We start from the raw sequence: 20,106 nt of genomic DNA, 5'->3' as shown, positions 1-20,106 counted from the left end.
ACCGCCCCCGTGAGCATCGAGATCAACAACGAGTCGAGCGTCCCCGTCGACGAGGCGGCGCTGCTGCGCCTCGCCGGCTACGCGCTCGACTCGCTGCACGTGCACCCCGACGCCGAGCTCGCGATCGTCCTGGTCGACGAGGGCGCGATGGAGCAGCTGCACGTGCAGTGGATGGACGAGCCGGGCCCGACCGACGTGCTCAGCTTCCCGATGGACGAGCTGCGCCCCGGCACCGAGGACGAGCAGACCCCGGCGGGCCTGCTCGGCGACATCGTGCTCTGCCCGCAGGTCGCGCAGACCCAGGCCGAGGCCGCGGGCCACTCCGTCCTCGACGAGCTGCTGCTGCTGACCGCGCACGGGCTCCTGCACCTGCTCGGCTTCGACCACGCGGAGGCGGAGGAGGAGCGCGAGATGTTCGGTATCCAGCGCGACATCCTCGTGGGCTTCCACATCAGCGAGCGACGCCGCTAGGCCTCGGCGTGCTGACCCTCCAGCTCCTCATCGCCGCTCTGGCGCTCGTCGCCGTCGGCGGCTGGTTCGCCGCCACCGACGCCGCTCTGGGCGTCCTCTCGCGCAGCGACGTGCTCGAGATGGCGAACCACTCCCGCAGCGCCCGCGCCCTGCGCGCCATCGCGGGCGACATGAGCGCGCACGTCAACGTGGTCAACTTCTCGCGGATCGCCGCCGAGACGACCGCCGCCGTGTTCGTCACGACGGTGCTCGTCGTGGTCGTCGACCAGCTCTGGCTCGCTCTGCTGCTGGCCATCCTGATCATGGCGGCCGTCTCGTTCGTCCTGGTGGGCTCGAGCCCGCGCAGCGTCGGTCGTGCGCACGCCCGGGCGGTCCTGGCCACGAGCGCGTCCCTGGTGCACGTCCTGCGGGTCGCGCTGGGCCCCGTGGCCCACGGACTGGTGGCCCTCGGCAACCGCGTCACTCCGGGAACGGGTCGCTCGGCGGGCTTCTCCTCCGAGGAGCAGCTGCTCAGCATGGTCGACGAGGCCACCGAGCAGTCCGTCCTCGAGCAGGACGACCGCGAGCTCATCCACTCGATCTTCGAGTTCAACGACACGCTCGTCCGCGAGGTGATGGTGCCGCGCACCGACATGGTGACGATCGAGGCGACCGCGTCGATCGGAGCCGGCATGGGGCTCCTCCTCAGCCGCGGCATCTCGCGGCTCCCCGTCATCGGCGAGGGCGTCGACGACGTGCTGGGCGTGCTCTACCTCCGCGACGTCGCCCGCCACACCTACGAGCGCCCGGACGACGACGACGTCGTCGCCGACCTCGCCCGGCCCGCGCTCTTCGTGCCGGAGTCGAAGAAGGCGGACGAGCTGCTGCGCCAGATGCAGCTCGAGTCGAACCACCTCGCGATGGTCGTCGACGAGTACGGCGGCATCGCCGGACTCGTCACGCTCGAGGACCTCATCGAGGAGCTGGTCGGCGACATCTCGGACGAGTACGACCGCGAGGTCGACCTGTTCGAGGAGATCGAGCCGGGCGTGTACCGCGTCTCGGCGCGCCTCCCGGTCGACGAGCTCGGCGAGCTCTTCGAGATCGACCTCGAGGACGACGACGTCGACTCGGTCGGCGGACTTCTCACCAAGGCCTACGGACGACTGCCGGATCGCGGAGCCAGCGCCCGGATCGGCGGTGTGATCCTCGAGGCGGAGCAGGCCGACGCCCGCCGGGGCACGATCTCGACGGTCCTGGTGCGGCGCGATCCCGACCACGATCCCGCGAACGAGTCGGGCACCGGCCCGGTGCCGATCGTGGTCGACGGCGGCGAGGACGCCGCCGAGGTCGCGCGGACCGGGGATACTCGGAGCCGGGACCCCCGCTCGCGCGACACGCGTGCGCGGGACGGACGGGCCGCCCAGGCACGTGCCGACCGGGCCCGGGCAGCGGGCACCCCCGCCGAGGACAGACAGAACGAGGACGCACGATGACCGACACCAGCCCGCCCACGACGCCCTTCCGAGCGGGATTCGTGTCGTTCGTCGGCCGCCCGAACGTCGGCAAGTCGACCCTGACGAACGCCCTCGTCGGCGAGAAGATCGCCATCACGAGCTCGAAGCCCCAGACGACCCGCCGCGCGATCCGCGGCATCGTGCACCGGCCCGACGGCCAGCTGATCGTGGTCGACACCCCGGGCATCCACCGCCCCCGCACCCTGCTGGGCGAGCGGCTCAACTCCCTCGTCACCTCCACGCTCGGCGACGTCGACGTGATCGGGATGCTCTTCCCGGCCGACGAGCCGATCGGCCCCGGCGACCGCTTCATCAACGAGCAGCTCGACGCGTTCCCGCGGGCCCGCAAGGTCGCGATCGTCTCGAAGGTCGACCTCTCGTCGAAGAAGTCGGTCGCGAAGCAGCTGCTGGCCGTCTCGGAGCTGCGGGAGTGGGACACGATCGTGCCGATCTCGGCCGTGACCGACGAGCAGCTCGACGTGCTCGCCGTGGAGCTCCTCCGCCTGATGCCCGTGTCGCCCGCCCTCTACCCCGAGGAGGCCGTGACGGACGAGGACCTCGGCTCCCGCATCGCCGAGTTCATCCGCGAGGCCGCCCTCGAGGGCGTCTCGGACGAGCTGCCGCACTCGCTCGCCGTGACCCTCGACGACATGGTCGAGCGCGAGGACGGCTCGTTCATCGACATCTACGCCAACGTCTTCGTCGAGCGCGACAGCCAGAAGGGCATCATCATCGGCAAGGGCGGCCAGCGCCTGCGCGAGGTCGGCGCCGTCTCCCGCGAGCAGATCGAGCGGCTCCTCGGCCGCCGCGTGTTCCTCTCGATCCGGGTGAAGGTCGCGAAGGAGTGGCAGCGCGACCCGAAGCTGCTGGGCCGACTGGGCTTCTGATCCCGTCGGCGCACGCCGATCAGCCGCCGGGACGACGACGCCGCCGCGCTCGACGTCTAGCGTGAGAGGCATGCGCGTGCTCCTGGACCGTCCGGCGACGCTCCCGATCGCGGGGGTGCTCCTCGCGGCCGCGCACCTGCTGGCGCTGGCGAGCGGCGTGTCGAGCGCGCATCCGTCCGCAGGCCTGCTGCTCGGTCTCGCCCTCGCACTGGCCGGCTACCTGCCCGCGCTCGCGCCGACCCTCGCCGCCTCGGGCATCCTCCTCGGCGGCGCGGTCCCGGTCGCCGGGCTGCCGCTCGACGGCGTCGTCGTCGGAGTGGTCGTTCTCTGGTCGACGGCGCGCCGCCTCGGCCCGTGGACCCGGTCGCTGACACTGGTGGGCGCCCTCCTGCTCTCCGGGATCGGCGGCATCGTCGCGTCGGCGTCGCTCCGACCGTCGATCGACGCCCCGGAGCCGTCGCCGAGCATCGACTTCCTCGTCCTGGTCGCGGTGGCCGTGCTCGTCGCCGCGGTCCTTGCGGCGGTCGCGGTGCTGTCCTTCCTCCGCGGGGTCCGCTCGCCGGTCGGCGTCGACGACCCGACCGAGCGCCTGCTGGTCCGCCTCGCCGGGCCCCAGGACGCCTTCGCGGTCGGATCAGCCGGTGCGCAGGCGCTCGTGCTGCTCGCGATCTCGGTCGTCCCGTACTCGGTGGACGTCGATTCGCTGCACCCGTTCGTGGCCGGAGTGCTGGCCGTGGCGCTCGTGCTGCACCGCCGCGCGCCCGGACTCGCCCTCGGCATCGCGTGGATCGGCGCTGTTCTGCAGATGAGCGTCCGGCTGGAGCCCGCTCCCTCCGATCTGGCGATCCTCGTGGTGCTCTTCGGTGCAGGAGCGGCCGCGTCGAAGCGGGTGCGCACGGCAGGGGCGGTCTCCGCCGTCGCCGGCTCGATGGTCGCGGTGGCGTACCTCTCGGTCGCCTTCGGGCTGGCGCAGGGTTCACCCAGGGATCTGATCTCCCTCGTGGCGTCGTTCGGCGGGATCCTCGCGACGCTCGGACTCTCGTGGACGATCGGACTGCTCTCCCGGGCCGCCCGACGCGCCCGCGAAGGGCAGGCGCTCCGCGACGAGGCCGAGCGCGAGCGGGCACGGGCCCAGCGCGAGCTCGACACCGTCGAGGAGCGCAACCGCATCGCCCGCGACATGCACGACGTCGTCGCGCATTCGCTCGCGGTCGTCATCGCCCAGGCCGACGGCGCCCGCTACCTCGGCGCGGGCAGCCCCGAGCAGACCGATGCGGCGCTGCTCACCATCTCGGGAGTCGCGCGCGACGCGCTCGGCGACGTCCGTCAGCTCCTCGCGCAACTGCGGCACAGCCAGGCCGACGGCCCCCAGCCCGAGGCGCGCGACCTGCCCGCGCTGCTCGAGAGCGTGAGCGGCACGGGTGCACCGGTGCGCTCGGAGCTCGGGCTCGACCTCGAGTCCGTGCCGCGTGCGACCGGGCTGGCGCTCTACCGCATCACCCAGGAGGCGACCACGAACGCCCTCCGCCACGGCCGCCCCGGCGCTCCGCTCGACGTCGCCCTGCGCCGCGACGGCGCCGACGTCGTGCTCACGGTCCGCAACGCCCGCTGCGAGGACGCGCTCGCGACGCCGGGGGAGGGCCACGGCCTCATCGGGATGCGCGAGCGCGCCGTCCTCGCGGGCGGAGTCCTCCAGGCCGGGCCGGTGGGCGACGACTTCGTGGTCGACGCCCGACTGCCCGCTCCCGTCGTCCCGTCGCGCACCTCACCCGTCCCGCTCGTCCCGCCGCTCGCCTCCGGAGGCACCCCGTCATGACCGATCCCATCCGCATCGTCCTCGTCGACGACCAGGCGCTCTTCCGCGCCGGCATCCGCATGCTCCTGAGCTCGCAGCCCGATCTCGAGGTGGTCGGCGAGGCGTCGGACGGTGCGGAGGGCGCCGAGCTCGTCGGCCGCGTCGCACCGGACGTGGTGCTGATGGACATCCGGATGCCCGGCGTCGACGGGATCGAGTCCACCCGGCGGATCCTCGCGCGGGCCGCCGAGACGGGGACCGAGCCGCCGCGCATCCTCGTCCTCACGACCTTCGACCTCGACGAGGCGGCCGCCCGCGCCATCCGCGCCGGGGCGAGCGGCTTCCTCCTCAAGGACACCGAGCCGGGGTTCCTCCTCGCCTCCGTGCGGACGGTGCACGCCGGAACGGCCGTCGTGGCCGCCTCCGCGACCCGGGAGCTGTTCGAGCACTTCGGAGCGCCGGGCAGCGGACGCGAGACGCCCGCCGCGTTCTCGACGCTGACCGATCGCGAGCGCGAGATCTTCCACCACGCCGCGAGGGGCCTGAGCAACACCGAGATCGCGACGGCCGAGTTCCTCAGCGAGGCGACGGTGAAGACCCACATCAGCCGGACCCTCGGCAAGCTCGGGCTCCGCGACCGCGTGCAGCTCGTCGTCTACGCCTACGAGAACGGCCTCGTCGCCTGAGCCCCCGCGGGTGACCCGGGCGCCGCGCAGTGCTAGCCTGGCCGCGTGCGCTTCGGTCTGCTCCTTCTTAGCTGCCGCGACGAGTCCTAACCCCCAGGCCTCCCTCGTCGCGGAGTCCGTCGACGCCTGATCGCAGTTCCCTTCGCGAGGTCGCATCCGACACCGGATCCCCGCGAGACCGACACGGGCGCGCATCCGCGCCAGGAGACCCCATGAAGAACACGCAGAAGCCCTCGTCCATGCCGATCCACAAGTACCGGCCCTACCACGAGCAGATCACCGTCGATCTGCCCGACCGCACGTGGCCGACCAAGCGGATCACCACGGCCCCGCGCTGGTGCGCCGTCGACCTCCGCGACGGCAACCAGGCGCTGATCGACCCGATGAGCCCCGAGCGCAAGCGGATCATGTTCGACCTGCTCGTCTCGATGGGCTACAAGGAGATCGAGGTCGGCTTCCCCAGCGCCAGCCAGACCGACTTCGACTTCGTGCGCAGCCTGATCGAGGAGGGCGCGATCCCCGAGGACGTCACCATCCAGGTGCTGACCCAGGCCCGCGACCACCTCATCGAGCGCACCTACGAGTCGATCCGCGGCGCCCGCCAGGCGATCGTTCACCTCTACAACTCCACCAGCGTGCTGCAGCGGGAGGTCGTGTTCCGCAAGGACCGGCAGGGGATCATCGACATCGCCCTCGCCGGTGCGCGCAAGTGCCGCGAGATGGAGGCGTCGGTCCCCGGGACCACCGTCTACTACGAGTACTCGCCCGAGAGCTACACCGGCACCGAGCTCGAGTTCGCCCGCGAGATCTGCGACCGCGTCGTCGAGGTCTTCGAGCCGACCCCCGACCGCAAGGTCATCCTGAACCTGCCCGCCACCGTCGAGATGGCGACTCCGAACGTCTACGCCGACTCGATCGAGTGGATGAGCCGGAACCTGGCGCAGCGCGAGAACATCATCCTGTCGCTGCACCCCCACAACGACCGCGGCACCGCCGTCGCCGCCGCCGAGCTGGGCTACCTGGCCGGCGCCGACCGCATCGAGGGCTGCCTCTTCGGCAACGGGGAGCGGACCGGCAACGTCGACCTCGTCGCGCTGGGCGTCAACCTGTTCACGCAGGGCATCGACCCGCAGATCGACTTCGGCGACATGGACGGCATCAAGCGCACTGCCGAGTACTGCAACCAGCTGGCCGTGCCCGAGCGCAGCCCCTGGGCGGGCGATCTGGTCTTCACCGCGTTCAGCGGCTCGCACCAGGACGCGATCAAGAAGGGCTTCGAGGCCATGGAGGCCGAGGCCGAGCGCAGCGGTCGCGGCGTCGACGAGCTGACCTGGGCCGTTCCCTACCTGCCGGTCGACCCGAAGGACCTCGGGCGCTCCTACGAGGCGGTCATCCGCGTCAACTCGCAGTCGGGCAAGGGCGGAGTCGCGTACCTGCTCAAGACGGACCACGCGCTGGACCTGCCGCGCCGCCTCCAGATCGAGTTCTCGGGCGTCGTGCAGGCCAAGACCGACGCCGAGGGCGGCGAGGTCACGAGCGAGCAGATCTGGACGATCTTCCAGGACGAGTACCTGCCCGCTCCCGCGCACCGCGCCGACGAGAAGTGGGGCCGCTTCGAGCTGACCCGCACGAGCACCTCGAGCGACATGGGCGGCACGATCGCCCTCAACGCGGTGCTGCGCGTCGGCGACGAGGTCATCGAGGCGAACGCCTCCGGCAACGGCCCGGTCAACGCCTTCGAGTCCGTGCTGGCCCAGCACGGCGTCGAGGTGCGGGTGCTCGACTACGTCGAGCACGCTCTCAGCGCCGGCGGCGACGCGCTGGCCGCCTCCTACGTCGAGTGCTCGGTCAACGGCCGCACGCTCTGGGGCGTAGGCGTTGACGCCGACATCTCGACCGCCTCCCTGAAGGCGATCGTCTCGGCCGTGAACCGCGCCCTGCGCGAAGAGGCGCCCGCCCTCGAGCTGGCCGCCACCTCGGTCTGATCCGTCCGGCCGAGAGAACCCCGGCCTGTCGAGGGAGCCTGCACCAGCGGGTTCCCTCGACGGGTCGGGGTTCCCTCGGCTCACGGCGTGTCTAGGCGCGGCGACGCCAGTGGAGGCGGGGGACGCGGTTCAGGGCGCGCTGCTCGGGCAGGCTCCAGCCGTAGCGCACGGCGAGCAGGCGGATCAGCGTGGTGACGCCCACCGCGAGCGGCGCGGCGAAGTCGATGAGCATCCCGAAGCGCAGTCCCGCCACGAGCACGGCCGTGCCCGCGGTCGCGGCGATCGCGTAGAGCGAGCCGACGTGCATCAGCGCGATCGGCCGGTTGAGCAGCACGTCCCGGATGACCGACCCGCCGACCGCCGACACGGTCCCGACGAAGACGGCCGGCACCTCCGGCACGCCGAGCGCCAGCGCCTTCGTCGTCCCGATCGCGCCGAAGAGCCCGAGCGTCAGGGCGTCGAGGGCGGTGATCGTGCCGTCGACGCGGTTCAGCACGTGCTGGAGGAGCATCCCGACGAGCGAGGCGGCGACCGCGACGATCAGGTAGGCGTTGGTGTGCAGGGCGACGAGCGGAGTCTGCAGCAGCAGATCGCGCAGCACGCCGCCTCCCAGACCGGTCGCCGTGCCGATGATCGTCACGCCGAGCAGGTCGATGCGGCGGTCGCGGAACTCGCCCGCGAACATCGCGCCCTGGAGGCAGCCGATGGCGATCGCGAGCAGGTCGGCCCAGGCGGGGATCACGAAGAGGGTGGCGGCCACCGGCCCATCGTTCCACGCTCCGCACCCGCCTCCGGCCCGGCGGCCGGGGCGCTGTCAGTGGCGGGGAGGATAATCGGGGTCATGCCCACTTATCGTGACGAAGCCGTGGTGCTCCGCACGCACAAGCTGGGCGAGGCCGACCGCATCGTGACCCTGCTCTCGCGCGGGCACGGCAAGATCCGCGCCGTCGCGAAGGGCGTCCGCAAGACCGGCTCCAAGTTCGGCTCGCGGCTCGAGCCGTTCATGGTGGCCGATCTGCAGCTCTACGAGGGCCGCAGCCTCGACATCGTCACCCAGGCCGAGTCGATCGGCGCGTACGGCGCCCTGATCGCCGCCGACTACGACTGCTACACCGCGGCCAACGCGATGGTCGAGACGGCCGACCGGCTGACCGACTCCGACGCCTCCCTGCAGCAGTACCTGCTGCTCGTCGGGGCGCTGCGCTCGCTCTCGCGGCGCGAGCACGAGCCGGTGCTGACGCTCGACTCCTACCTCCTGCGCGCGCTGTCGATCGCGGGCTGGGCGCCGAGCTTCGAGGACTGCGCCAGGTGCGGCGCCCCCGGCCCGCACGGCGCCGTGGTCGTGCAGCTGGGCGGGGTGGTCTGCGAGGACTGCACTCCTCCCGGCGCCCCGCGCGTCGCCCCGGAGGTCGTCGTGCTGCTCGGCGCGCTGCTCTCCGGAGACTGGGTGCACGCCGAGTCCACCGAGCCCTCGACCCGATCGCGCGCGAGCGGAGTCGTCGCCGCCTACACGCAGTTCCACCTCGAACGAGGACTGAGATCCCTGGAGCACGTCACCCGATGAAGCCCTTCACGCACAAGGACGCCGAGCCCTACCGCGAGCTCGACTGGACCGGGCTCTACCCGCCGGACGTGCCGCGGAAAGCCGTGCCCGGGCACGTCGCCATCGTCATGGACGGCAACGGCCGCTGGGCGAACGGGCGCGGGCTCACCCGCATCGAGGGGCACAAGCGCGGAGAGGCGGCGCTGCTCGACGTCGTGGCGGGAGCGATCCAGATCGGCGTCAAGCACCTCAGCGTCTACGCGTTCTCGACCGAGAACTGGAAGCGCTCGCCCGAGGAGGTGCGCTTCCTGATGGGGTTCAACCGCGACGTCCTGCACCGCCGACGCGACCAGCTCAACGAGTGGGGCGTGCGCATCCGCTGGGCCGGGCGGAAGCCCCGGCTCTGGGCCTCGGTGATCAACGAGCTGCAGTTCGCCGAGAAGCTGACCGCGGGCAACGATGTTCTGACCCTCACCATGTGCGTCAACTACGGGGGCCGCACCGAGATCGCGGACGCCGTGCAGCGCCTCGCCGGCGAGGTCGCGGCGGGCAGGCTGAAGCCGTCGGGCATCACCGAGAAGACGATCGCGAAGGCGCTCTACGTGCCCGAGATGCCCGACGTCGACCTCTTCCTGCGCTCCTCCGGCGAGCAGCGGACCAGCAACTTCCTGCTCTGGCAGAGCGCGTACGCCGAGATGGTGTTCCTCGACCGCCTCTGGCCCGACTTCTCGCGGACCGACCTGTGGGAGGCGATCGAGCACTACTCCGGTCGCTCCCGCCGCTTCGGCGGTGCCGTCGACGTGCCGGGGGCGTCGACGTGATCCGCGTCGCGATCGTCGGCTACGGGCTGGCGGGCAGCGTGTTCCACGGTCCGTTCCTGGCCGCCGATCCCTCGTTCGAGGTCGTCGCGGTGGCGACGTCGAACGCGGAGCGCGCCGCGAGCGCCGCCGCCGCGCATCCCGGAGCACGGATCGTCGCCGACACCGCCGCGGCCCTCGCCGAGAGCCCTGACCTCGTGGTGCTCGCGTCTCCGCCGTCGGTGCACCGCGAGCAGGCGGTCGCCGTGCTCGAGGCGGGCGTCGCGGTCGTGATCGACAAGCCGTTCGCTCCGAGCGTCGCCGACGCCGAGGCGATCCTCGCGGCGTCGGAGGCGAGCGGCGCCCCCGTCCTCGTGTTCCAGAACCGGCGCTGGGACGCCGACTTCCTGACGCTGAGGCGGTTGCTCGACGAGGGCGCTCTCGGAGAGGTCGTGCGCTTCGAGTCGACGTTCGAGCGCTGGAGCGCGCCGAAGACCGGGCGCTGGCAGAGCGCGATCGGCCGGGAGCAGGGCGGCGGGATCCTCTTCGACCTCGGCAGCCACCTCGTCGACCAGGCGCTCGTGCTCTTCGGACCCGCGACCGTGACCGCCGCCGAGACGCGAGTGGTGCACGCGGGCGGCGCGAGCGAGGACGACGCCTTCGTCTCGCTCCTGCACCGCGGTGGGGTCCGCTCGCATCTCACCATGAGCCGGGTCGCGCGGGCGACCGGACCGCGGTTCCGCGTCCTCGGCACCGGAGCCGCCTTCTCGGTCGACGGGCTCGACCCGCAGGAGACCGCGCTGCGGCACGGGGGAGCGCGGGTCGACGATGCCGGCTTCGGCGAGGTCCCGCGCGAGGAGTGGGGAGTGCTGACGGACGACTCCGGACGCCGCCCCGTGCCTAGCCAGCGCGGCCGCTACGCGTCCTTCTACGAGGGTGTCGCGCGCACCCTGCAGGACGGCGCCCCGGCCCCCGTCGACGTGCACGAGGCCCTCGCCGTCGTCGCGGTGATCGAGCAGGCGCACGCCCTCGCCGCCCGCTGAGGATCGACGCGCCCGGCGTGGGAGCGCTCTTGGCGATCCGGCGGGGGAGGGGGATCCTCGAAGGGTGAGTACTCCAGGCCCGTCCGTGACCGCCCTGCGCGAGCGGTTCGCCGGCGCGCGCGGCTATCACAACGCCTGCACGCTCGGCCTGCCGCCCCGCGAGAGCGTCGAGGCGCTGCGTCTCGATCTCGACCGCTGGTCCGCGGGTGAGAACACGGCCGCCGGCTACGGCGACGTCGCCGAGCGCGCCCGGTCCTCCTTCGCGGGGATCGTCGGCGTCCCCGTCGAGCGCGTCGCGATCGGCTCGCAGACCTCGGCGATGGCCTCGGTCCTCGCCGGCTCGCTGCCGGACGGCGCGTGCGTGCTCTGCGTCGACGGCGACTTCTCCTCCATCGTCTTCCCGTTCCTCGCCCAGGCCCACCGCGGCGTCGTGGTGCGCTCGGTGCCCCTGGAGGCGCTGGCCGACTCCGTCGAGCCCGCCGACGATCTGGTCGTCTTCTCGGCGGTGCAGTCCAGGAGCGGAGCGCTCGCCGACCTCGACGCGGTCCTCGAAGCGGCCGCCCGATGCGATGCGCGGACCGCGTGCGACCTGACCCAGGCGGCGGGCGTGCTGCCCGTCGACGCCTCCCGCTTCGACGCGACGCTCACCCACGCGTACAAGTGGCTGTGCTCGCCCCGCGGAGTCGCGTTCCTCACGCTCTCGCCGGAGTACGCCGCCGAGCTCGTGCCGCTGCAGGCGGGCTGGTACTCCGGAGAGGACGTGTGGTCGTCCTGCTACGGGCCGGCGATGCACCTCGCCGAGAACGCCCGCCGCTTCGACGTCTCGCCCGCCTGGCAGGCGTTCGTGGGAGCGGAGGCGTCGCTCGCCCTGCTCGGCTCGCTCGACCTCGATGAGGTGTGGCGGCACGCCTCCGGTCTCGGCGATCTGCTCTGCGAACGAATAGATCGCGACCCCCAGCGCCGGGCGATCGTCTCGTGGCCGGACGAGGACGGTGCGGACCTGGCGCGCCTGCTCGAGGCGGGGATCAAGGTGTCGGGACGCGGCGGACGGCTGCGGGTCGCGTTCCACGTCTGGAACGACGAGTCCGACGTGGACGAGCTGGTCCGACTGCTGCGGGAATAGCGGCGGCCCCGCTCGGTTGTCCTCGGAGTGAGCGACTCCCAGCCCCCCATCACCGTCGACGTCTGGTCGGACATCGCGTGCCCCTGGTGCTACATCGGCAAGCGCAAGTTCGAGCGCGGGCTCGAGGCCTTCCGTCTCGCCCACCCGGAGGCGCCCGCCGTGGCGATCGAGTACCGGAGCTTCGAGCTGTCGCCGGACACCCCCGAGGACTACCGCGGCGGCGAAGCGGCGTTCCTGGCCGAGCACAAGGGGATCCCCGAGGCGCAGGCGCAGCAGATGCTCGACACCGTCACCGCCATCGCGGCGAGCGTCGGCCTCGACTACCACTTCGAGACGGTGCGGCACGTCAAGACCGTCACCGCGCACCAGGCGCTGCACCACGCGAAGGCGCAGGGACTGCAGCTCCAGCTGAAGGAACGGCTCCTGAGCGCGTACTTCGTCGAGGGCCGCGATCTCGCGGACTCAGCGGTCCTCGCGTCGCTCGCCGCCGAGGTCGGCCTCGACGAGGCCGAGACGGCACAGGTCCTCGCGGAGCAGCGCCACCTGCCCGACGTGCAGGCCGACATTGCGCAGGCCCGCGAGTACGGGATCAACGGCGTTCCGTTCTTCGTCCTCGACGGCCGCTTCGGCGTCTCGGGCGCGCAGGAGCCGCAGGCGTTCACCGAGGTGCTGGAGCACGTCCTCGAGCAGCGGGTGAGCGCGTCGTGAGCTTCGAGATGCTCGGAGCCGCCGGCGTGCCCGTCTGCGAGGACGGGGTCTGCGCCGTGCCGACCGCCGCTCCCGATCCCGCTGCCGTCAGCGCAGAGGCTCCTCGACGCTGATGTCGGCCACGTCGGCGCCGTAGGCCTCGATCAGCGCGTCGGCGTCGACGAAGGCGCTGCGTCCCGGAGTCCCGGCGCCCATCGCGATGCGCCGGCCCCGGATGCGCTCGTCGGCGACGACGGGCCAGGCGGTCGTGGAGCCGATCGGCGTGATGGTTCCGCGTCGGTACCCGGTGGCCTCGAACGCCACCGACTCCTCGGGCATCCTCAGCTTGTTCACTCCGACCACCGCGCGCAGCTTCGGCCACGAGATCTGCCGCCCGCCGGGGATCAGCGCGAAGAGCAGACCACCGTCGTGGCGCTTCACCACGAGCGACTTGACGATCGTGCCCGGCTCGATGCCGAGCAGCCGCGCGGCCTCCTCGAGGCTCCCGGCCTCGGGCCTCTCGACCACCTCGACGTCCAGTCCGCGCGCCCGGGCGTCCGCCTCGAAGCGCGCCGGCCCGTCCTCCCCAGCATCGATCGTGCTCATCGATCCGCCTCCTCTGCTCGTCTCGCCTTCCCCAACACAGGATCTGGGAGAATCGATACCGATGTCCTCCACTCTTCTGGCCCCACCGCCCGCGCGACCCGCGCCGGCGCTGCGCATCGGCCCCCTCGAACTCGACGCGCCGGTCGTCCTCGCTCCCATGGCGGGGATCACCAACACCGCGTTCCGCCGCCTCTGCCGCGAGTTCGGCGCGGGGCTCTACGTGAGCGAGATGATCACCTCCCGGGCGCTCGTCGAGCGCACGCCGGAGTCGATGCGCCTCATCCGCCACCACCCCAGCGAGTCGGTCCGCTCCATCCAGCTCTACGGAGTCGATCCGAAGACGGTCGCCGAAGCGGTCACCATGCTCGTCGCGGAGGACCGCGCCGATCACATCGACCTCAACTTCGGCTGCCCGGTCGCCAAGGTGACCAGGAAGGGCGGGGGAGCGGCGCTGCCGTGGAAGCTGCCCCTCTTCCGGCAGATCGTCGAGGGAGCGGTGAAGGCCGCCGGCGACGTGCCGCTGACCGTCAAGATGCGCAAGGGCATCGACGCCGACCACCTGACCTACCTCGAGGCCGCCCGAGCCGCCGAGGGTGCCGGAGTCGCCTCCATCGCCCTCCACGCCCGCACCGCGTCCGAGTTCTACAGCGGCCACGCCGACTGGTCGGCCATCGCGACGCTGAAAGAGGCGATCACGAGTGTCCCCGTGCTCGGCAACGGCGACATCTGGTCGGCCGAGGACGCGCTGCGGATGATGTCCGAGACCGGCTGCGACGGTGTCGTGGTCGGCCGCGGCTGCCTCGGTCGGCCGTGGCTGTTCGGCGACCTCGCCGCGGCCTTCGCCGGCTCGGAGGAGCGCTTCCGCCCGACGCTCGGCCAGGTGGCTCTCGCCTTCCGCCGCCACGCCGAGCTCATCTGCGAGTTCTTCGAGAGCGAGGAGCGCGGCTGCCGCGACATCCGCAAGCACGTCGCCTGGTACTTCAAGGGCTACCCCGTGGGCGGCGAGCTGCGCGCCCGCATGGCGTCGGCCGAGACTCTCGCCGAGCTCGACGAGCTGCTCGCGCAGCTCGACCCCGAGGAGCCCTACCCGGGCGAGGCGGCCGAGGGCCAGCGCGGCCGCGCGGGATCGCCGAAGGTCCCGTCGCTGCCCGACCGCTGGCTCGAGTCCCGCGAGCTCGACGCCGGCCAGCGCGCCGACGTGTCCGCCGCCGAAGTCCACCACAGCGGTGGATGACCGCGCGCTCTGGGGGTACTCGCTCGTCGACGTCGAGCGGTTCCTGCCGGAGGAGCACTCCACCCGCCGCTCCGACTTCGCACGTGACCGCGCGCGGCTGTTCCACTCCAGCGCCCTGCGCCGCCTCGCCTCCAAGACGCAGGTGCTCAGCCCCACGGCCGGAGTCGACTTCGCCCGCAACCGCCTGACCCACTCGCTCGAGGTGGCGCAGATCGGCCGCGAGCTCGCGACGAGCCTCGACCTCGACCCCGACGTCGTCGACACCGCCTGCCTCGCGCACGACATCGGCCATCCTCCCTTCGGCCACAACGGCGAGCGGGCGCTCAACGCCTGGGCCGACGGCATCGGCGGCTTCGAGGGCAACGCGCAGACCTTCCGCCTGCTCACCCGCCTCGAGCCGAAGGTCTTCGGCGACGACGACCGCCCCTACGGTCTGAACCTCACCCGCGCGAGCCTCGACGCCAGCTGCAAGTACCCCTGGCCCGACACGCGCTCCGTCGCGGATCCCTCCGGCCGGGCGAAGTTCGGGTTCTACGCCGACGACGCACCGGCGTTCGCCTGGATGCGCGAGGGCGCCCCCGAGGGCGTGCGCTGCATCGAGGCCGAGGTGATGGACCTCTCGGACGACATCGCCTACTCGGTGCACGACTTCGAGGACGCCGTCGTCTCGGGCTACATCGACGTCGAGGCGCTCGGCTCCCGCAGCGACCACGACGACCTCGTGGCCTCGATGCACGCCTGGGTCGGCGACGAGATCGAGCACGCCGAGCTCGTCTCCGCCTTCGACCGCCTCGACTCGCTCGACGTCTGGCTCGACTCGTGGGACGGGTCGCGCCGCGATCAGGCTCGCCTGAAGAACCTCACCAGCCAGCTCATCGGCCGCTTCGCCGCCGCCGCCACCGAGGCGACCCGCGAGGCATATTCGCACCCCGACCTCGTCCGCTTCGGCGGCCACGTCGTCGTGCCCCGCGAGCAGCAGGCCGAGATCGCGGTACTCAAGGGCATCGTCGCGACGTTCGTGATGTCGCGGAACACCCGCCAGCCCATCTACGCCCAGCAACGCGAGGTCCTCACCCGCCTCGCCGACACCCTCCTCGAGCGCGGCGAGGGCGTCCTCGAGCCCGGCTTCGCCGAGGACTGGCGCGCGAGCGACTCCGACGACGCCCGCCGCCGCGTCGTCGTCGACCAGGTCGCCAACCTCACCGACCAGAGCGCCCTCGCCTGGTTCGAGAGGTTGTGCCCATAGGGAGCCGGTCCTCGCCCGGCTCCCCGCGGTCGGCTTTCGTGGATGCTCGCGTTCCGCAGAGCGGGGTGCGTCCGCGTAGGTCGATCCGCTCGCACGCGGATCGCCCGTCCCGCTGTGCCGATACGGGGCCGGTCCCTGCCCGGCCCCGCGCGGTCGGCTCTCGTGGATGGCCGCGTTCTGCAGAGCGTGTCGCGTTCGCGTAGGTCGATCCGCTGGCACGCGGATCGCCCGTTCCGCTCGGTGTGGTCAGTGTGCCGGTGCGCTCCTCTCTTGCTGATCGAGTAGGGCGCGCAGCGGCCGTATCGAGATCCGCGTCCGCTCGGAGGGTGGGTCTCTTAGGAAAAGTCACCTCATGCGTGTGGTGACTGGGTCGGCTGCAGGCAGCCGGCTTTTCCCTCACCACCGAGACGCAACGCGGCTTCGCCGCTTGATACACCCCTGCGGGGCTACTCGACCAGCAGGGGGAGGCGGAAGCCTCGTCGGAGCGGCAGCGCGATGCGCAACGTCGGCTGCCAACGGGGTTCAGCCCCTGTTAGCGGTCGCACTCCTTCCTCAACTCCTGTTCTGCGCCGGAAGCGAGCTGCAGCGGCGGGTGGGCGGCCCCATTCGAGCCGAACCGGTGATCCGCGTGTCAGCGGATCGCCGTAGGCGGACGTGACCCGCTCTGCGAGACCGGCACCGTCGAAAAGCCGACCGCGAGGCGCCGGGCGAGGACCGGCGACTACGATGGTGGGGTGCCAGGACGGATTCGACAACAGGATGTCGAGGAGGTCAAGGCGCGGGTCAACATCGGCGACGTCGTCGGCGAGTACGTCACCCTGAAGTCGGCGGGTGTCGGGTCGCTCAAGGGTCTCTGCCCCTTCCACGACGAGCGCAGCCCCAGTTTCCACGTGCGCCCGCAGGCCGGGTTCTACCACTGCTTCGGCTGCCAGGAGTCGGGCGACGTCTACAGCTTCATCATGAAGATGGACCACACCTCGTTCAGCGAGACGGTCGAGCGGCTCGCCGCCCGCGTCGGCATCGTCCTCCAGTACGAGGAGGGCGGCGGTCAGGCCCCCGAGACCGGTGGTCGCGTGCGCCTGCTCGAGGCGAACCGGGCGGCGGAGGAGTACTTCCGCGAGCAGCTGGCCACTCCGGGGGCCGACGTCGGCCGCAGGTTCCTCGGCGAGCGGGGCTTCGACCGCGCCGCCGCCGATCGCTTCGGCGTCGGCTTCGCGCCCGACGGCTGGGACGGACTGACGACCGCGCTCAAGCGGCGCGGCTTCTCCGAGACCGAGCTCACCGCGGCGGGCCTGGTCAGCAGCAGCAACCGCGGAGGCGTCTACGACCGGTTCCGCGGTCGCCTCGTCTGGCCGATCCGCGACGTGACCGGGCAGACGGTCGGCTTCGGCGCCCGCCGCCTCCTCGAGGAGGACAAGGGCCCGAAGTACCTGAACACCCCCGAGACGCCCGTGTACCACAAGTCGCAGGTGCTCTACGGGCTCGACCTCGCCAAGCGCGACATCTCGCGCGGGCACCAGGTGGTGGTGGTCGAGGGCTACACCGACGTGATGGCGTGCCACCTCGCGGGAGTGACGACCGCGGTCGCCACGTGCGGCACCTCGTTCGGCGTCGACCACATCAAGGTGCTGCGCCGGGTGCTGGGCGACGACAGCGGAGTGGGCGAGGTCGTCTTCACGTTCGATCCCGACGCCGCGGGTCAGAAGGCGGCGATGCGCGCGTTCCAGGAGGAGCACCGCTTCGCCGCGCAGACGTTCGTCGCCGTCGCGCCCGAGGGCCTGGATCCGTGCGACCTGCGGTTGAACCGCGGCGACGACGCGGTCCGCCGCCTCATCGACGACAAGAAGCCGATGTTCGAGTTCGTGATCCGGCAGCTGCTGTCGCGGTACGACCTCGAGACGGTCGAGGGCCGGGTCGCCGCCCTGCGCGCGGCCGCCCCGGTGGTCGCCGAGATCCGCGATCCCGCGCTCCGGCCCGGTTACTCCCGCGAGCTCGCCCGGATGCTCGGCCTGGACATGTCCGAGGTCAACTCAGCGGTGCGCTCCGCCGGCTCCCGCCCCCGCGGCTCCCGTGAGGAGCGTCGCGAGCCCGAGCGCGAGACCGCGGCGCCCGAGCCGCCCGCGGGCGCGCGCCTCGCCGACCTCCCCGTCGACGTCGTCACGCGCATCGAGCGCGAGGCGCTGATGGCGATGCTCCAGCTCCCGCAGGCGATGGGTGTCGAGCTGCTCACCCGCGCCGCGCACGCCGCCGTGACCAACGAGACCCTGCGCGTCGTGCGCGACGCCGTCGTCGCGAACCTCGAGCGCGCGGAGGACCGCGACTGGGTCGAGCACGTCGCGAACGACGTCCCCGGCCCGTTCGCCTCCCTGGTCCGCCAGCTCGCGGTGGCGCCGATCCCGGCCGCCGACGAGGCGAAGCTCGCGCGCTACGCCCGCGACGTCGCGGTCTCTCTGATCGAGCGCGACCTGCTCCGCGAGATCGCCGAGCTGCGCGGGGCTCTGCAGCGGGCCTCCGCCGATCCCGTGATGTCGCGTGCGGTGCAGGTGCGCCTCGTCGAGCTCGAGCGCGAGAAGCGCGCTCTGCGGAGCGAGTGACCAGCGGAGGAGCAATCGTCACCCTTCCAGGGGCGTGTTGCAGTCGTGTGAAGATTCCGCCGCGGCGGAGCGCTCGGGCTCGGAGAGCGCTTCCACATGTGTTACCACTGAACAACAGCACTGCGGACGCCCGGAACGGGTGCGCTGGTGCGCGCCCCGGAGAACGGGTCCGCCGCACGACCGCGCGCGCCACGAGCGCATCCGCAACAGATCCTTACCAGGAAGAGGTAGACGGACGATGACATCCGCATCCACCCGGGGCGCTCGCGCGCTCTCCGCCGCCGCAGGTTTCGCCGCGGTCGCGATCGTGCTCGCGGGCTGCTCCGCCGGCGGCTCCGACTCCGCGGGCGACAGCGCCGCAGGAGGCGCCCTGACGATCGGCACGACCGACAAGATCACGACGCTCGACCCGGCCGGCTCGTACGACAACGGCTCCTTCGCCGTGATGAACCAGGTCTACCCGTTCCTCATGAACACGCCCTACGGCAGCCCGGACGTCGAGCCCGACATCGCCGAGTCCGCCGAGTTCTCGGCGCCCACCGAGTACACCGTGACCCTCAAGGAGGGTCTGAAGTGGGCGAACGGCAACGACCTGACCTCCTCGGACGTCAAGTTCTCGTTCGACCGCCAGCTGGCGATCGCGGACGCGAACGGCCCGTCGTCGCTCCTCGCGAACCTCGACAGCGTCGCGGCTCCGGACGACACCACCGTCGTCTTCACGCTCAAGTCCGAGAACGACCAGACGTTCCCGCAGATCCTCTCGAGCCCCGCCGGCCCGATCGTCGACGAGGACGTCTTCTCGGCCGACGCGCTCACTCCGGACGACGAGATCGTCTCGGGCGACGCCTTCGCCGGTCAGTACACGATCGCGAACTACGACGTGAACAACCTCATCCAGTACAAGGCGTACGAGGGCTACGAGGGCGTGCTCGGCGCGGCCGAGACCGGCACCGTCAACGTCAAGTACTACGCCGACTCGTCGAACCTCAAGCTGGACATCCAGGAGGGCAACATCGACGTGGCGTTCCGGAGCCTCTCCGCCACCGACGTCGAGGACCTCCGCGGCAACGACGCGGTCAAGGTCGTCGACGGCCCCGGCGGCGAGATCCGCTACATCGTCTTCAACTTCGACACCCAGCCCTTCGGTGCGACGACCGCCGAGGCCGACCCGGCCAAGTCGCTCGCCGTGCGCCAGGCCGTGGCCGACCTGATCGACCGCGAGGAGATCGCCGACCAGGTCTACAAGGGCACCTACACCCCGCTCTACTCGTTCGTCCCCGAGGGGCTGACCGGAGCGACCGAGCCCCTGAAGTCGCTCTACGGTGACGGCGAGGGCGGACCGGACGCCGACAAGGCGAAGGCGACCCTCGAGGCCGCCGGCGTCACCGAGCCGGTGAACCTCAGCCTCCAGTACTCGAACGACCACTACGGCCCGTCCTCGGGCGACGAGTACGCGCTGATCAAGGACCAGCTCGAGTCCTCGGGCCTGTTCACCGTCGACCTGCAGACCACGGAGTGGGTGCAGTACTCGAAGGACCGCAGCTCGGACGTCTACCCGGCGTACCAGCTGGGCTGGTTCCCGGACTACTCGGACGCCGACAACTACCTCTCGCCGTTCTTCATCAAGGAGAACTTCCTCGCGAACCACTACGACGACGCCGAGGTCCAGGGCCTGATCGCGGAGCAGGTCTCGACGACCGATCCCGACGCGCGCACCGCGGTCATCGAGGAGATCCAGGACAAGGTCGCGGCGCAGCTGTCGACCGTCCCGTACCTCCAGGGCTCGCAGGTCGCGGTCGTCGGCAGCGACGTGAGCGGAGCCGAGGACACCCTCGACGCCTCGTTCAAGTTCCGCTACGCGGCGCTCAGCAAGGGCTGATCCACCCCTCCGAGGCCGGCGCCTCCCCGATCGG

At 71.7% G+C, this 20,106-nt stretch carries 17 protein-coding genes; 15 read left to right on the top strand and 2 right to left on the bottom strand.

The features are described from left to right. Window positions 1-9: 9 nt before the first annotated feature. The 6 genes from ybeY to leuA all read left to right on the top strand — a co-directional run bounded on the left by ybeY (window position 10) and on the right by leuA (window position 7,320). The gene (gene ybeY, locus ASF48_RS14065) at window positions 10-471 is read left to right on the top strand and encodes an rRNA maturation RNase YbeY (protein ID WP_055792884.1); all 462 of its coding nucleotides are present in this window, start codon (window positions 10-12) and stop codon (window positions 469-471) included. Window positions 472-479: 8 nt separating this feature from the next. Then, window positions 480-1,946: a hemolysin family protein gene (locus tag ASF48_RS14060; protein WP_082481493.1), complete on the top strand. Its 1,467-nt coding sequence runs from the start codon at window positions 480-482 to the stop codon at window positions 1,944-1,946. Continuing rightward, a complete protein-coding gene (gene era, locus ASF48_RS14055) occupies window positions 1,943-2,854 on the top strand; it encodes a GTPase Era (RefSeq protein WP_055792880.1) in 912 nt (303 codons plus the stop codon). The genes ASF48_RS14060 and era overlap by 4 nt, the downstream gene beginning before the upstream one ends. 70 nt (window positions 2,855-2,924) lie before the next feature. Further along, window positions 2,925-4,670 (top strand): sensor histidine kinase, encoded by a 1,746-nt coding sequence (locus tag ASF48_RS14050; RefSeq protein WP_055792878.1) that lies wholly within the window; start codon window positions 2,925-2,927, stop codon window positions 4,668-4,670. Further along, window positions 4,667-5,335 (top strand): response regulator, encoded by a 669-nt coding sequence (locus ASF48_RS14045; protein WP_055792875.1) that lies wholly within the window; start codon window positions 4,667-4,669, stop codon window positions 5,333-5,335. The genes ASF48_RS14050 and ASF48_RS14045 overlap by 4 nt, the downstream gene beginning before the upstream one ends. 212 nt (window positions 5,336-5,547) lie before the next feature. Continuing rightward, window positions 5,548-7,320: a 2-isopropylmalate synthase gene (leuA, locus tag ASF48_RS14040; RefSeq protein ID WP_055792873.1), complete on the top strand. Its 1,773-nt coding sequence runs from the start codon at window positions 5,548-5,550 to the stop codon at window positions 7,318-7,320. Window positions 7,321-7,411: 91 nt separating this feature from the next. On the opposite strand, the gene ASF48_RS14035 is transcribed toward leuA, so the two are convergent. After that, complete coding sequence (locus tag ASF48_RS14035) at window positions 7,412-8,080, bottom strand: trimeric intracellular cation channel family protein (protein ID WP_055792869.1); 669 nt, start codon at window positions 8,078-8,080, stop codon at window positions 7,412-7,414. 81 nt (window positions 8,081-8,161) lie between these two features. Here ASF48_RS14035 and recO point away from each other — a divergent pair, with 81 nt between their 5' ends. The 5 genes from recO (at window position 8,162) to ASF48_RS14010 (ending at window position 12,534) form a co-directional block, all read left to right on the top strand. Beyond that, on the top strand, window positions 8,162-8,884 hold the full coding sequence (recO, locus tag ASF48_RS14030) for a DNA repair protein RecO (RefSeq protein ID WP_055792866.1): 723 nt from the start codon (window positions 8,162-8,164) through the stop codon (window positions 8,882-8,884). Then, window positions 8,881-9,684: an isoprenyl transferase gene (locus ASF48_RS14025; protein ID WP_055792863.1), complete on the top strand. Its 804-nt coding sequence runs from the start codon at window positions 8,881-8,883 to the stop codon at window positions 9,682-9,684. Before recO ends, ASF48_RS14025 begins: the two co-directional genes overlap by 4 nt. Continuing rightward, window positions 9,681-10,703 (top strand): Gfo/Idh/MocA family protein, encoded by a 1,023-nt coding sequence (locus ASF48_RS14020; protein ID WP_055792860.1) that lies wholly within the window; start codon window positions 9,681-9,683, stop codon window positions 10,701-10,703. The genes ASF48_RS14025 and ASF48_RS14020 overlap by 4 nt, the downstream gene beginning before the upstream one ends. Before the next feature lie 64 nt (window positions 10,704-10,767). Then, the gene (locus tag ASF48_RS14015) at window positions 10,768-11,826 is read left to right on the top strand and encodes an aminotransferase class V-fold PLP-dependent enzyme (RefSeq protein WP_055792857.1); all 1,059 of its coding nucleotides are present in this window, start codon (window positions 10,768-10,770) and stop codon (window positions 11,824-11,826) included. Window positions 11,827-11,853: 27 nt separating this feature from the next. Beyond that, on the top strand, window positions 11,854-12,534 hold the full coding sequence (locus tag ASF48_RS14010; RefSeq protein WP_055792854.1) for a DsbA family oxidoreductase: 681 nt from the start codon (window positions 11,854-11,856) through the stop codon (window positions 12,532-12,534). Window positions 12,535-12,621: 87 nt separating this feature from the next. Here ASF48_RS14010 and ASF48_RS14005 read toward each other — a convergent pair whose 3' ends face one another. Next, on the bottom strand, window positions 12,622-13,119 hold the full coding sequence (locus tag ASF48_RS14005) for an aminoacyl-tRNA deacylase (RefSeq protein ID WP_055792851.1): 498 nt from the start codon (window positions 13,117-13,119) through the stop codon (window positions 12,622-12,624). A gap of 61 nt (window positions 13,120-13,180) precedes the next feature. Between ASF48_RS14005 and dusB the strand changes: the two genes are divergently transcribed. The 4 genes from dusB to ASF48_RS13985 all read left to right on the top strand — a co-directional run bounded on the left by dusB (window position 13,181) and on the right by ASF48_RS13985 (window position 20,072). Next, window positions 13,181-14,353: a tRNA dihydrouridine synthase DusB gene (gene dusB, locus ASF48_RS14000; RefSeq protein WP_055792848.1), complete on the top strand. Its 1,173-nt coding sequence runs from the start codon at window positions 13,181-13,183 to the stop codon at window positions 14,351-14,353. Beyond that, complete coding sequence (locus ASF48_RS13995; protein ID WP_055792845.1) at window positions 14,346-15,599, top strand: deoxyguanosinetriphosphate triphosphohydrolase; 1,254 nt, start codon at window positions 14,346-14,348, stop codon at window positions 15,597-15,599. The genes dusB and ASF48_RS13995 overlap by 8 nt, the downstream gene beginning before the upstream one ends. Before the next feature lie 734 nt (window positions 15,600-16,333). After that, window positions 16,334-18,193, top strand: a complete 1,860-nt coding sequence (dnaG, locus tag ASF48_RS13990; protein WP_055792841.1) for a DNA primase — start codon at window positions 16,334-16,336, stop codon at window positions 18,191-18,193. A gap of 238 nt (window positions 18,194-18,431) precedes the next feature. Continuing rightward, a complete protein-coding gene (locus ASF48_RS13985; RefSeq protein WP_055792838.1) occupies window positions 18,432-20,072 on the top strand; it encodes an ABC transporter substrate-binding protein in 1,641 nt (546 codons plus the stop codon). Window positions 20,073-20,106: the final 34 nt, after the last annotated feature.

The organism is Rathayibacter sp. Leaf299 (assembly GCF_001423055.1).
In the GTDB taxonomy this organism is placed as follows: domain Bacteria; phylum Actinomycetota; class Actinomycetes; order Actinomycetales; family Microbacteriaceae; genus Rathayibacter; species Rathayibacter caricis.
This window is presented reverse-complemented; position numbering and strand designations above follow the sequence as displayed.

Bases quoted from the DNA above. Each gene is read 5' to 3' on its own strand.
- ASF48_RS14045 (WP_055792875.1), top strand. From the start codon at position 4,667: ATGACCGATCCCATCCGCATCGTCCTCGTCGACGACCAGGCGCTCTTC.
- ASF48_RS14050 (WP_055792878.1), top strand. From the start codon at position 2,925: ATGCGCGTGCTCCTGGACCGTCCGGCGACGCTCCCGATCGCGGGGGTG.
- ASF48_RS14025 (WP_055792863.1), top strand. From the start codon at position 8,881: ATGAAGCCCTTCACGCACAAGGACGCCGAGCCCTACCGCGAGCTCGAC.
- ASF48_RS13985 (WP_055792838.1), top strand. From the start codon at position 18,432: ATGACATCCGCATCCACCCGGGGCGCTCGCGCGCTCTCCGCCGCCGCA.
- dusB (WP_055792848.1), top strand. From the start codon at position 13,181: ATGTCCTCCACTCTTCTGGCCCCACCGCCCGCGCGACCCGCGCCGGCG.
- leuA (WP_055792873.1), top strand. From the start codon at position 5,548: ATGAAGAACACGCAGAAGCCCTCGTCCATGCCGATCCACAAGTACCGG.
- ASF48_RS14005 (WP_055792851.1), bottom strand. From the start codon at position 13,119: ATGAGCACGATCGATGCTGGGGAGGACGGGCCGGCGCGCTTCGAGGCG.
- recO (WP_055792866.1), top strand. From the start codon at position 8,162: ATGCCCACTTATCGTGACGAAGCCGTGGTGCTCCGCACGCACAAGCTG.
- era (WP_055792880.1), top strand. From the start codon at position 1,943: ATGACCGACACCAGCCCGCCCACGACGCCCTTCCGAGCGGGATTCGTG.